Below are 12,489 nucleotides of genomic sequence, written 5' to 3'. Positions count from 1 at the left end.
AAGCGGCAATAGGGGCCATTCACCGTCCATTCAGCACTGGCGTGTGAAATGGCGGGCAAATCGATTTCAGTCTTTGCCGGCTTCGACCTTGGTCACGGCCGCGTCATTCCCCCGGCCGACGGAACCGGACTGTTTCGCGCGCTGCGCCTTGAGCTGGCGCTGCTTCTCGTATTTGACCACCTCGGCGTCAAGTTCACCGGTGCCCACGCGCGCATGGTTGTACCCGTAGGCAAAGTAGATGATGAAGCCAACCACGAGCCATATGAGGAAGCGAATCCAAGTGAGCACGGTGAGGTTCAGCATGAGGTAGAAGTTCGCAAGCGCGACGAGCAGCGGAACCCACGGATTGCCCGGCATTCTGAAGCTGCGTTTCAGATCGGGCCTGCGCTTGCGCATGATCGGGATGGCGAGGGCCACCAGCGTGAACGCGGAAAGCGTGCCGATATTCACCATGTCGCTCAGCACGTCAATGTTGAAGCACGCGGCGATGATGGCGACGACCACGCCGACGACAATCTGCAGACGTGCCGGAGTGCCGTGCTTGCCGGTGGTCGAAAGGGTACGCGGAAGCAAACCGTCACGGCTCATGGCGAACACGACGCGCGTGAGTCCCAACAGCAGCACCATGACCACGGTGGCCAAGCCAAGGCAGATGCCGAAGCTGATGATCTTGGCGGCCCAGTCCGCCCCCACCAACTCGAATGCAGTGGCCAGCGACGGGCTCTCGACGGAGGCGAGCTGCTTGTAGGAGACCATGCCGGTGGTCACGATGGCGACGAGCACGTACATGACGATGATGAGCGACATGCCCACGCCGATGCCGAGCGGCACGTTACGCTTCGGATTACGGGTCTCCTCGGATGCAGTGGCGACGACGTCAAAGCCGATGAAGGCGAAGAACACGAGTGCAGCACCCGAGATGATGCCTGGAACACCGTAGATGGTCGGGCTCATATGCGTAAGCCACTGGAACAGCGGTTGGCCCAGGGTCCCGTGCACCGTGGTCGCATTCGCCACGTCCGCCGAGGGTTCTGCCGGCGGGATGAACGGCGTGTAGTTGGAGGCCTTCACATAGAAGAAGCCGACGATGACGACGAACAGCACGACGGCTATCTTGAGCACGGTCATCGCGCCGTCCACGCGTGCGCCGATCTTCGTGCCGAGCACCAGCAGCGTGGTGAAGAACGCGACGATCACGATGGGCGCGATGTCGAGATGGAACGAGCCGATCATGATGTTCGTGTTGAAGTTGACGCCCATGAGACGCAGAAAATCGTTGAGATACACGCCCCAGAACTTGGAGATGACCGAACCGGCCATGAGCATCTCGAGAATCAGGTCCCAGCCGATGATCCACGCGAAAATCTCACCAAGCGTGGCATACGTGAACGTGTACGCCGAACCCGCCACCGGCATCACCGACGCGAACTCCGCATAGCACATGACCGCCGCCCCGCACACGATGCCGGCGATGATGAAACTGATGATAACCGCCGGCCCCGCGTGGAATGCCGCAGCCTGCGCACCCACCGAGAAGATGCCCGCGCCCACGGCGACGGCCACGCCCATGACGGCCAGATCCCACCAGCCAAGATTCCTCTTGAGAGAATGTCCCTCTTCCTCTGTCTCCGCCAGCGTCTGCTCGACGGACTTCGTTCTAAAAATCTGCACGATGTGCCCTTATACTCCCATGAACAAACTCACCGGTCCAGTGTGCTTTTGGCTCTCTGTCGGTTCTATTGACGTCATAGTACGACCCCTTGTTTACGGATTACGCTCTGAGTAATCCGCACAGCGTAACAAATCCGGCCACATATACGGGAAACGCCCATATATTGCTCCCCAAGGAACAATATATGGGCGTTTCTTCGAATATCGCCGTATGAACACAGAACACGGGTGTGCACCATCTGGAATACGGTCCAGATTGTCCGGCACCGTCACAATGTCACGTTCACGAGCACGGGCTCGGGAATCAGCGTCACACCGAACTGCTTGCGCACCCCATCGCGAATCGCATCGGCCAACTTGACGATGTCATTGCAGGTAGCGCCACCGCGGTTCGTGATGCTCAGCGTATGGAGTGTAGACAGGCCCGCCCGTGCATCGTCAGACAGCTTGTACCCCTTGTGGAAGCCGGCATGGTCGATGAGCCAGGCGGCGGAGGTCTTCACTCCGGTCGAGCCATCCGGCAACGTGGCCGGGAAGCGCGGCGCATCCTCTGGCAGACGGGCAGCGTCAGCTTCGCTGATAATGGGGTTCATGAAGAAGGAGCCGCAAGAACGGCGGTTCGGATCGGAATTCGTGCCGGTGTCGGAAGCGATGTCGATGATCATGTCCCGAGCGGCACCATCATGCTGCTCACGGAAAGCATGCTGGGCGGCGATGGCAGCCTCCACCTGGTCTGCGCGCTTCGTGCCCATCATGATAGGCTCACGGTACCGCGTGGCGTCCTCAAGCATGCCTTTGGAGGCGCGCACCTCGAGCACGGCGGCACGGATGCGGTCGATGGGCATGCGGTCATGTAGATTCACATTCAACGCGCTCGCCAGCTGCGGGTAGTTCACGGTGCCGGTTCCGGTGTGCACGAGTGCGAAGGTCACGGACAGCACAATATAGCGCGGCGTCGGGTAATACTGCGCGTTCGGGACGCCAGGAGCCTTGTACATGCTGCGTTTGAGCAAGCTGAACCGGTAGCCGAACTGCATGTCGACATTGCTCATATCGAGCGTCTTCTTCTCCTCGCGGTCCCACACCTCAACGGATTCCACCGCGGAGGCGACCTCCTGGCCATATGCGCCGATGTTCTGCACCACGCTCGCGCCAACCGTGCCCGGAATGCCGGAAAGCCCCTCAAGACCTTCAAGTCCCCGTTCCACGCAGAACTGTACGAGGTCGTCCCAGTTCACGCCGGCCTCCGCGTTCACATGCACGGTGTAGTCGCCGCCTTCAACGGGGGCCGCTTCATCTGGCACGATGATGTTGCGGCGTGCGTCACGGATCACCACACCGTGGAATTCGTCGTCAGAGGCGAGCATGTTCGAACCGCCGCCGATCACGCAGAGCGGAATGCCTTTGGAGTCGGCGTCCTCCACCTCCTCGATCAGCGCCACGCGTGTGGTCGGTTCGACGAAACGTTCGATATAGCCACCAACATCCATGGTGGTGAGTTCAGCAAAACTTGTCATACAGCCCACAGTAACAAAAAACCCGACCATCTGGCCGGGTTTTAAGATTAGCTTAGAAGCCTTGGATCAGCGGGTCTCGCGGTGGAGGGTCTGCTTGCCGCACTTCGGGCAGAACTTCTTGAGTTCGAGACGATCCGGGGTGTTACGGCGGTTCTTGGTCGTAATGTAGTTACGCTCCTTGCACACGGTGCACGCCAGCGTGATGCCCGGACGAATGTCTGCGCTCTTGCTTGCCATTGAATTCACCTCATCTTGTCGTTAAGCTGCCGGTTACCCGACGTAGTAGCGAGAAAGAGACTCGAACTCTTGACCTTACGATTATGAGTCGTACGCTCTAGCCAGCTGAGCTATCCCGCCATCGAGCCTCGAGTGAGAATCGGACTCACGACCTCTTCCTTACCAAGGAAGTGCTCTACCACTGAGCTATCGAGGCGTGGCGGATAGTGGATTCGAACCACTGAAGCACGAAGCGCCTGATTTACAGTCAGGTCCCTTTGACCGCTTGGGAAATCCGCCATCGTTTTCGGTTGAGGTCTCAACCGGCAACTTGGCTAGTATGGCACATAAGCCGTACATCAGCAACCCTCGGCGTGTCGCATTCACATGCTCGCCACAATCCGGGCTTCGAGCTCCCGCGCCATATCCAGTCCGATTCCGCCTGCGCCTATTCAAAGCACTCACGCCAGATATCGAGGCACCCAACGATGCGGATGCGGGCGCACCGCCCGTACGTTACATCGCCCCACGGTCATATCGTGCACGCAGGCACGAAACAGCCAGTGTGCGGCATCCTTCATTGTCCACATTGCGCACAGTGACACGGAAAGGCCAACAGAGACGCCAGACAAACGAAAAGCCGGCCCGCAACGGACCGGCTTCGAAAGGCAGGACTAGCTCGAACTAGTTCAGTCGTTGACCACCGCGAGCAAATCGCGAGCGGAGACGATGAGGTATTCCTCGCCCTTGAAGTGGACTTCGGTGCCGCCGTACTTCGAGTACAGCACCTTGTCACCGACCTTGACGTCCATGGGAACACGCTTGCCCTCGTCGTCGCGACGACCTGGGCCAACGGCGAGGACTTCACCCTGCTGCGGCTTCTCCTTGGCGTTGTCCGGAATGATCAGCCCCGATGCGGTCTGGGTCTCGGCCTCCGCCTGCTTGACGATGATTTTGTCTTCCAACGGTGTGAGTGGGAACGACACTGCGCGCCTCTCTTTCTAGAGTTCAGTATTTCCGCGCCAGAACATGCGGCGGCGGCTGACGAACACCGTTGCACACTCCTTTGCGCTACTCACACATAGTAGCGCGTTCGTTAGCACTCTGCCAACTCGAGTGCTAACGCTTTGAGAGAACAGCTGACGCCAATGTCCCAGGAACACGAAAGCCGACCTTCCGGCCGGCTTTGCAATTCAGGTTTGGCGTTTCAGTTGCCGCGTCTGGCAAGAATGGATTGCAAATCCACACCGAGCGAATCGGAGGACGCATCCGGGGCCTCCACATTCGCCTGCGCCTCGCTGTTGTGGAAGGCGACCGAGTCGTTCACCGAGACGGCGGAGACGGTCTGCGCCTCCTTTACGTCGGCGTTGTCGGCTGCGGCATCCCGAGATTCCGCAGCGCCGGCATCCGCCGGCTTGGCCGATGAGCTGTCCTTCGGCACGGCCTTGGAGACCTGACGGGTCGACTTGATTTCCATGCTCTGAACGACTTCCGGCCCGTCGAACGGATCGGAACCAAGCGAGAACGAGATGAGGTCCTGATTCACCGCCATGTCGAAGGCATCCGGTGCCGACGACGCATTGATCTGCGCGAGCTCGTTCGTCTCATCGCTCATCTGCGCTGCACGCTCCTCGCGAATCGTCAGATGCCCTGGATTATGAGTGGCCTCTTCGGCGGCCTGCACCGCGGCATCGACGTCGGCATGTTCCGCACGCATGCCGGAGCGCAGTGACGCCTCATCCGCATGATGGTCACGAGTATCCTGCGCCTTGCGTCGCGCAATCGCCCGTGCCTGCTCCTCGCGGGCGCGCTGCAAGGCCTGGTGAATCTCACGTGCCTCCATGACGTCGGTCTGCGAACCGTCTTGCATCTGCCTGCGGGCCGAAGGCTCAGGATGTGCCGCACGCGTGCGCTCCTCCACGACACGCTTGTTCTCACGCACCTTGCGTTCCTTGAGTTCACGCTGCCGCTGCGCGTGTCTGTCCTCCCATTCGCGGGCCTGTCGGGAGGCATGCGCCCCCAGTGCGAGCACCACGCACATGAGTGCAATAGGTATGAGAGTGAAGTATGGGCTGAAGACGAGAATCACCGCGAGCACAAACACGAGCACCGAGATGCCCAGCAACGCCCCGACGAGAATCTTGCGTCGGCGTGCTGCAGCGCGACGTAGATCGCGCACCTGTGCCACATATTCGCGGTCCCGCACAGTGTGTGGCGAAGCCATGGGCGTCCCTTTCAGCTCGACAGTCCGCGCATCCGAGAATCTGGTGCCATCGCCCTCATCTATGAGATGAAGCGAGGCCGAGTACCGGTCGGACTGGTGTTTGATCACCTGCTTCATGCCTTGAACCGTCCGTCTGGGCAGCCAAGACACCATGAGGATGGCGACGATCACCACCAGAACAATGGTGCTGAGCGACTCGTAATCCATAGTTCCTAAGAATAGAAGAACTTATGACAAGTTGTGTAGCGATTCTCCGGGCGTGTCGCCTAAAAGACGATGCACGAACCCCTGTGGCACATCGGTGTCCAGCAGACTGTACGACTCGTGGTCGCGCCACTCCCCATGCACATACATATATTGACGGCGCACGCCTTCGTACTTCGCCCCGACCTTCTGCACCACGCGGCGGGAACGCTCATTTTCCGGCACTATATCTATTTCCAGACGGTGCAGCTGCGGTCCCGTCGGGTCCAGCAACGCCCAGTCGGCGAGCATGGCCACGGCGAGCGGCGTAAGTCCCCGCCCGGCATGATCCTCGTCGATCCAGTAGCCGATGATTCCGGTGCGCATAGGTCCGGGGTAAATCGCACCGAGCGAAATCTGCCCAACAATTTCACCTTCATGTTCCATCAGGAAGATGATCGACGTGCCTTCACGCTCCTCCTCACGCTGCCTGTTGACCCACGATTTGAAGGTGAGCGGCTCGGTGCCGTGCGGGTCCGACGATTCCCATGGCGCCAGCCACCGCTCGTTCACACTGCGCAGGCGACCCCACTCCTCCTGATCCGCCGCGTCCATCGTCCTCAGCGTGAGGTCGGGCGAACCGGCAGGGGATTTGAGCGTCAATGGCGCCGTGAAGGCGCTGTTCCTGCGGCGTTTCATCACATCATGCAAGGCTTGGAATACCGACATACCAACATTGTGCCACGCCGTCAGCTTCTTACGCCGACATGCGATACCGTTCTGTCTATATATTTTGAGACGGCAGCCATCCGCATAGTAGTTTTCCGCTACTATAAGTCACAGGAAGTCAGGGTTTCACAGGGGGTTGCCGTGGAAATCGACGCAATGCCGCATGGGGGTGCGCAATTCACGAACGTGGCCGAGGCGAAACGCATGCTGCGCCATGAGGTGTTCGTGCGAAGGCGTGGCACGTCGCTCAGCATGAGCATGCAGGCGGGCGAGCAATGTGCGCAGATCGCCTGCGAGGCCGGCCTATTCCAATCACCTTCGCGCATCATTGCCTGCCATGTCTCCATGGGCACTGAAATCAGCACGATTCCACTGCTGTCAATCGCGCTCGGTTGTGGCTACACGGTGCTGGTGCCGAAAATGGGCGTCGATCTCGATCTGGGCTGGGGTGTGCTGCGCTCCCTCGACGATCTGCTGCGCCTGCATGTGCCTGATGAGGTCGCCGTCGATCAGATGGAGCCGTCGCTGTTTCCGCATGCGCAAACGCGTCGCCCGGGCGAACCGGAAGGCCAGACGTACCCGCCGGAGGCGCTCCAGATGTGTTCCACGGTGATTGTTCCCGCGTTGCTCGTCAATCCGGCCGGCGTGCGTTTGGGGCGCGGCGCCGCCTGGTATGACCGTGCGCTCCGGTTCGCGGGTCCGCAGGCTGATCTGATGGCCATGTGCTGGCCATGGGAGTTCGTGGACGCCCCATTGCCTTGCGAGGAGCACGATGTGCGCATGAATGCCGTGCTCACGCCCCGTGGATTCACACGATTGGGCTCGACTGGCCCAACCCGCGCTCACACCGACGACCCTTCGTGCGACTCCCCTGCCGGTGAACCTGACGAATAAGATGGCCCGCACTGCTGTTGTCGGAGGGGAATTCCCGTTGCGCGCGCCGGGTGCATGCGGCCATTGTGTCGGCTCCCGTATTAGGATATGTCTGAGCGAGACCGGTATTCGTTTGGGGTAAGGAGTCTGGAATGCCTATCTATCACTACCGCTGCAAGAAGTGCGGGTATGACTTCACGAAGGAGCAGTCGTTCAGCGACGATCCGATCAAGGTATGCCCGCAGTGCGGCGCCGAGCAGGTGCATAAAGTGTATGCCGCTGTGCCGATCACGTTCAAAGGCAGCGGGTTCTACCGGACCGACAGCCATAGCTCGTCGAAGTGACGCGATGCCCTTTACAGGTCGACCCATTGTAGATTAGTAACGCTGTATATTAAGTAACGCCGTTAATTAACCACAATCACCCGTCACGCTGGATTCGCGCATCCCACCAAGCCATCATGGAACCATGATGGCTTTTCTTATACGATTCGCTCGCAGATTCCTGCCTTCGTCCGAAACCGAAGACAGAAGGCATGGCGTGTCGTTACAGACTCGCAGACTGCTGTGGCAGCTTCGCCACATGCTGCTGGCGCTGTCTGTAGGCGTGGCGTTGTTCTGCACACTGCAATGCGTGGCACTGGCGACGGCCACACGGCAGGCCGTGGTCGCCGCGCGCGATCTCGATGCCGGTCTGGTGATTGCAACCGGCGATGTGGAGATGGTGGAGATGCCCGACCATGACGCCCTGCGCCATGCACTGGGGTGCCCGGACGACGCAGTGGGGCTGGTCACGCAGACCCGCATCGAGAAGGGCGATATTCTACTGACCACCGATGTCGGTGAGCTTCCCCAAGTTCCCGAGCACCATACCGTGATCGATGTGCGACTTGGACTCGGGCAGCATTCCTTCCCTATTGGCACCGTGGTGGAACTGCGTTCGACACAGGCATGCGCCGACGATGCCCGCGCCTCGCCAGAAGGGTGCGTAGTGAGCAGTCACGCGGTGGTAATGGCACAACCGAGACTCGACGACACCGGCTCGACAGTGACGCAGATGGCGATGAGCGCCGTGGAGGCGTTGCAGGTGCTTGCCGCACAGGAGCATGGCACATTGATTGCGGCACGAGGTGCGTCATGAGGGCCATACGCCCAGCCGCTATTGGCGTTCCTCGAATACAGCCCAATGCGGGGGCAGTTCGCCGAGAATGCGCTTATCGTCATCAGCTTGGCGTTGCTGTGCCGTCTGCATCTCGGAAGGTTCCGGCTTCACACCGTCGGCGTCGAACCGCTCGGTGCCCTGATGCACGACGCGCCGGTGCACGCGGGGTGTACGGCGCGTGGCGCTATACGGACGCGCGGCATCGTGGGATGAGGTCGGTTCCTCGTTCTTGTTGGTCATAGCCTGCCTACTCGGTAGTTGTCGCCGATCGAAGTCACTGCTTGTCCTGGTAAATCTCGCCGAGACGTGCGACCACACGGTCCACTTCCTTCTCGGGGTTCACAAAGGCGCCGACGCTCCATATGGTCATGACGGACCAGCCGAGGCTTTCGATCTCCTGCGGCAGAATGCGGTGACGCTCCCGAGTGGACTGCATGCCCATGAACTGGGCGTCGTCGGTGAATACAGCCAGCGCGAACGGCTTGTCTTTGAGACCAACGACCATGGGCAGCTTCATGCCGCCATCATAGCCATAGTCGACAGCCACATTGAGACCGCGTTCCCGAATGCGGGTCGCGAGATCGTTGAACAGCACGTTCTCGTCGGTTTGCTTAATCGCCGGACGCACCACATTGGCCTCGTCGAGGTCCTCGGCCCACTGCAGCAGCACCTTGAGCATCTTGGGGCCGTCCTGATGCAGACGATCGTCGTCGAGGTCACTGGCTCCGAAGGCACTGACAATGTCGAGATGGTGATCGCACAATGCGAGTGCATCGAGCAGCATGCCACGGCCGCCGTTGTTCTCGAGCACGCCAAACTGCTGGAGCAGGCGACCATGAGTGGTCTTGGCATAGCTCATCGACAGGATCACGTCGGTGGCGCGGGCGCCGGCCACATCGGCGATGTCGACGATGCGCACATGGCGCAGGAATCGACCCATCGCCTCGCTCTTCGCCGCCAGGGAGCGCAGTTCGGCTCCCAAGCGGGTGCGGAACGTGGAGGTGAGGCACACGACGGTGAGCAAATAGCTCGGAGGCACGAGGGTGAAGGTCTGCGCGCGCTGGGTGATGAGGCGCACCACTTCGGCAATCTCCTGCTGGCTGCTTTCCACGAGTCCGCTGGCCATGAGCGGTACGCCCGCGGCCTCGATCTTGTGGAAGCGTATATGGCCCTGCATCGGTTCACGCACGACATCGGTGTTCACCTTGCCGTAGCCCTGTTCCTCGAGGAAACGATTCACGCGCGGATCACGGCGAGTGGGGTGAGAGGCTACCGAGATGTTCGGCAGCATTGACATGAGCATGCCGATGCCCTCACTGGTCACCGTGCTGCGATGCGCGAGGATGACCACCTGACGTGCACGGCACAGAATGCTGAGCAGCAGCACCGACGGCAGGTGTGCCGCGGCATCGATGATCACGACGTCGGCAATGGGCGTCGGATTTGTCACGGCAGCGAGCGTGGCCGGCGTGGCCATGATCACCGGTTTGGCGGCAGCGAGAATCTCCGGATGGTCCTGATGGATGCGGCTCAACGAAATGCTCGACGCACCAGCGAGGGCCGTGTGCATCATGTTGGCCTCCTGCGTGCGGGAGAACAGCAGGTCGCACAGCCTGCGCATCGATTCCTGCATGATCATGGGGCCAATGGAGCGCACATGCTCCACATCCACCTGCACGAAGCGGTCGGAGGCCGCCTGCAATGCCGAGCCGTCCTGGTTCGAAATGATGGCCGAGGAATGCACGATGTCGTCGAACACGGTGGTCCACCATGCCAGTCTGAGCTCGTTGCTCACGGCGTCCACCTTGACCTTGCGTTCACGTAGGTCGTCCACCAGCTCACCGAGACCGGCGCGCTTGAGCTCGCGTTCGATCACGCAACGTTCCGGCAGGGTGTCGAGAGCCTTGCGGTCGTCGAATAGGGCCTTGAGACGTTCCTCCAGTGCGTTGAAGTCCTGCTGCTGGAGCTCCGCCCCGGCCGGCGTGGTGGCCAGCACGGTGTCAAGGGCCGTTAGATTGCTCATGAGCTGTTCCTGGGTGGCGATGATGTCGTCGAGCTTCGGCGGCAGCACCGGCCAGCCGCCATGCGGCACGAACAGACGCCACTGCTCGCCCTGACGCTTCACCACCAGCAATGCCTCGTGCAGGTCCTCCACCTGGGCGCCCACGCGCAGCATGCTCTTGGCTTCCTTGATGTGCCTGCGACGATCCCAGAAGCCCATCTGCGAATCGCTCGTCTTGCGCTCCTGCTTCGACTCCGTAGCCTCGATCATCGCATCGATGTCACGCTCGAATATCTCAGGCTGGAACACGTCGAGCACACGGCGCAGGTTCTTGAGCACGGTGACCTGCTTGCTCCACTCATCGGCGGTTTGCGGAATCGAGAAGCCGCACACCTTCACGGTGGTGGTGACCTGTTCACGCGTGGCCGGCAGCAGGGATCGCAGCACGTTCACCACGCGTTGGTAGGCGTCGATGGCCTCCTCCTCGCTGTAGAGCGACGCACCGTACCATGCGGTGTCATCGGGCCCCACCGAGTATTCGCCGAGTTCGCCGGCACGTTCGAGCTTCTTGGCCCACTCATCCAGCGATTTGCCTATGGCGAGCGCGCATTCCTTCGTGAGGCGTACGCGGGTCATCGGGTGCGCCGGCAATTCGGAGATGCTGGCGAGGTTCTGAATCGTCTGGTATGCGGAGACGCCCCACGTCTGATTCACGCCGTGCAGGTCTCCCAGATAGCGGGTGAGGCGGGATCGGACGCCCACGAGTTCATCGGCGAGCTGTTCGAAACGCGAGGTGGCGACGCCCTGCTGGTATCCCACCGCGCTGATGAGCTGGTGGTCGATGGCCGCATTGGCGTTCGGGTTGGCCACGTCGAGCAATTGCTCGCCCAATTCGTTGGCCTTCATGAGCATGGCGAATGTGCGCTTCTGCGAGGTGACGCATGGCACGTAGAGCACGGACCGGCCGGCCATGATGCAACGGGAGGCGATCGACGCGGCCTGCTCGGCGGTGTCGTTGCCCAATGTGCCGTCGACGAACAGCGAATGGCCGGCGGCCGCCACGTTGGCGGCATAACGCACGGTGTTGTCGACATCGCCCACCTCGTATTCGGAGTGGGGGTCGCCGTCGAAGGGGCTATACGGTGGAAGGGTGATCCGCGAAAGTTGCTCGATGGCTTCCGGGTAGCCGGCCAGGGCATTGAGCATGACATTGTTGATCGGACCACGTGCCAGCCGCTCGATGATCATGCGGCTTTCCATGAGGATCTGTGTGGATGGGTCGACGAAGCAGCCGAGAATGATCTGCCGTTCGATTGAGAAGTCGGCGAACACCTGTTGCGCCGCCTTCGTGATGACCGCGAATACTGCAGCCGTCTCCGGCGTGCCGCTGGCATAGTTCGAGCCATCGAACAGCGCGCGCTCGTCGAGATTCACACCGTTCTCGCGCATGGCATTGAGGAAGGCCGAGTTCAGGCGCACATGACCGGTGAAGGTGATCGTCGTATGGTTCTCCACGGGAGTGCCGTCACGCACCACCTCGACTGGGTAGAGCAGCACCGGCATCTTGTTGCCCTTCCACGTGGCCACGCCCACCACCAGGGAGAGCTCGGCAACGCCGCTGATGCGCTTCTTGGCGCTTTGGTCGTCGAGCACACGCTCGGTACGCCGTGCCGCCGCGCGCAGCATGCCGCTGTCGCGGAACAGCGAATGCAACGGGGCACTTCCGCTGGCGAACAGCTGTGAGATGCCCGAGGGGTGCGCATGGGTCAGGTCGAGCTTGGCGCTCAGCTGGTTCACATCCTCCAACGGCGAGGCCATGAGGCTCGCCCTGTATTCGTCACGCCAGCGGCGCAACTTGTCTATGGAACCGCTCGTAGGGGCCTTCGTTTCTGGTGTATCGGTGTTCGACATCG

11 protein-coding genes and 3 tRNA genes are annotated in these 12,489 nt (G+C 60.8%); 3 read left to right on the top strand and 11 right to left on the bottom strand.

Going from position 1 to position 12,489, the window contains the following annotated elements; all coding sequences use genetic code 11:
• Positions 1-66 precede the first annotated feature (66 nt).
• The 9 genes from OGI63_RS02495 to OGI63_RS02455 all read right to left on the bottom strand — a co-directional run bounded on the left by OGI63_RS02495 (position 67) and on the right by OGI63_RS02455 (position 6,540).
• Positions 67-1,671, bottom strand: coding sequence for an amino acid permease (locus OGI63_RS02495; protein ID WP_012619704.1), 1,605 nt, complete (start codon positions 1,669-1,671; stop codon positions 67-69).
• A 269-nt stretch (positions 1,672-1,940) separates the two neighbouring features.
• A complete protein-coding gene (locus OGI63_RS02490; RefSeq protein ID WP_035136474.1) occupies positions 1,941-3,188 on the bottom strand; it encodes an FAD-binding protein in 1,248 nt (415 codons plus the stop codon).
• Between the two features lie 66 nt (positions 3,189-3,254).
• A complete protein-coding gene (gene rpmG / locus OGI63_RS02485; protein WP_004268538.1) occupies positions 3,255-3,425 on the bottom strand; it encodes a 50S ribosomal protein L33 in 171 nt (56 codons plus the stop codon).
• A 46-nt stretch (positions 3,426-3,471) separates the two neighbouring features.
• A tRNA-Met gene (locus tag OGI63_RS02480) sits at positions 3,472-3,545 on the bottom strand.
• A gap of 4 nt (positions 3,546-3,549) precedes the next feature.
• Positions 3,550-3,621, bottom strand: a tRNA-Thr gene (locus OGI63_RS02475).
• Between the two features lies 1 nt (position 3,622).
• Positions 3,623-3,704: transfer RNA gene (locus tag OGI63_RS02470), tRNA-Tyr, on the bottom strand.
• Between the two features lie 389 nt (positions 3,705-4,093).
• Positions 4,094-4,390: a co-chaperone GroES gene (groES, locus tag OGI63_RS02465; RefSeq protein WP_004268536.1), complete on the bottom strand. Its 297-nt coding sequence runs from the start codon at positions 4,388-4,390 to the stop codon at positions 4,094-4,096.
• A 221-nt stretch (positions 4,391-4,611) separates the two neighbouring features.
• Complete coding sequence (locus OGI63_RS02460; RefSeq protein WP_004268531.1) at positions 4,612-5,835, bottom strand: hypothetical protein; 1,224 nt, start codon at positions 5,833-5,835, stop codon at positions 4,612-4,614.
• 21 nt (positions 5,836-5,856) lie between these two features.
• Complete coding sequence (locus OGI63_RS02455) at positions 5,857-6,540, bottom strand: GNAT family N-acetyltransferase (RefSeq protein ID WP_004268530.1); 684 nt, start codon at positions 6,538-6,540, stop codon at positions 5,857-5,859.
• A 156-nt stretch (positions 6,541-6,696) separates the two neighbouring features.
• Here OGI63_RS02455 and OGI63_RS02450 point away from each other — a divergent pair, with 156 nt between their 5' ends.
• The 3 genes from OGI63_RS02450 to OGI63_RS02440 all read left to right on the top strand — a co-directional run bounded on the left by OGI63_RS02450 (position 6,697) and on the right by OGI63_RS02440 (position 8,553).
• Positions 6,697-7,434, top strand: a complete 738-nt coding sequence (locus OGI63_RS02450; protein ID WP_004268529.1) for a 5-formyltetrahydrofolate cyclo-ligase — start codon at positions 6,697-6,699, stop codon at positions 7,432-7,434.
• Between the two features lie 131 nt (positions 7,435-7,565).
• Positions 7,566-7,757, top strand: a complete 192-nt coding sequence (locus OGI63_RS02445; RefSeq protein ID WP_004268527.1) for an FmdB family zinc ribbon protein — start codon at positions 7,566-7,568, stop codon at positions 7,755-7,757.
• 238 nt (positions 7,758-7,995) lie between these two features.
• A complete protein-coding gene (locus OGI63_RS02440; RefSeq protein ID WP_004268524.1) occupies positions 7,996-8,553 on the top strand; it encodes an SAF domain-containing protein in 558 nt (185 codons plus the stop codon).
• A gap of 18 nt (positions 8,554-8,571) precedes the next feature.
• Here the strand turns inward: OGI63_RS02440 and OGI63_RS02435 are convergent, their stop codons facing one another.
• Together OGI63_RS02435 and OGI63_RS02430 are read right to left on the bottom strand one after the other, a co-directional pair.
• Entirely contained in the window at positions 8,572-8,814 is a 243-nt protein-coding gene (locus OGI63_RS02435; protein ID WP_004268522.1) for a hypothetical protein, read from the bottom strand.
• Positions 8,815-8,848: 34 nt separating this feature from the next.
• The gene (locus OGI63_RS02430; protein WP_012619699.1) at positions 8,849-12,487 is read right to left on the bottom strand and encodes a helicase; all 3,639 of its coding nucleotides are present in this window, start codon (positions 12,485-12,487) and stop codon (positions 8,849-8,851) included.
• Between the last annotated feature and the right edge of the window lie 2 nt (positions 12,488-12,489).

This window comes from Bifidobacterium sp. KRGSERBCFTRI (assembly GCF_025908335.1).
This window is presented reverse-complemented; position numbering and strand designations above follow the sequence as displayed.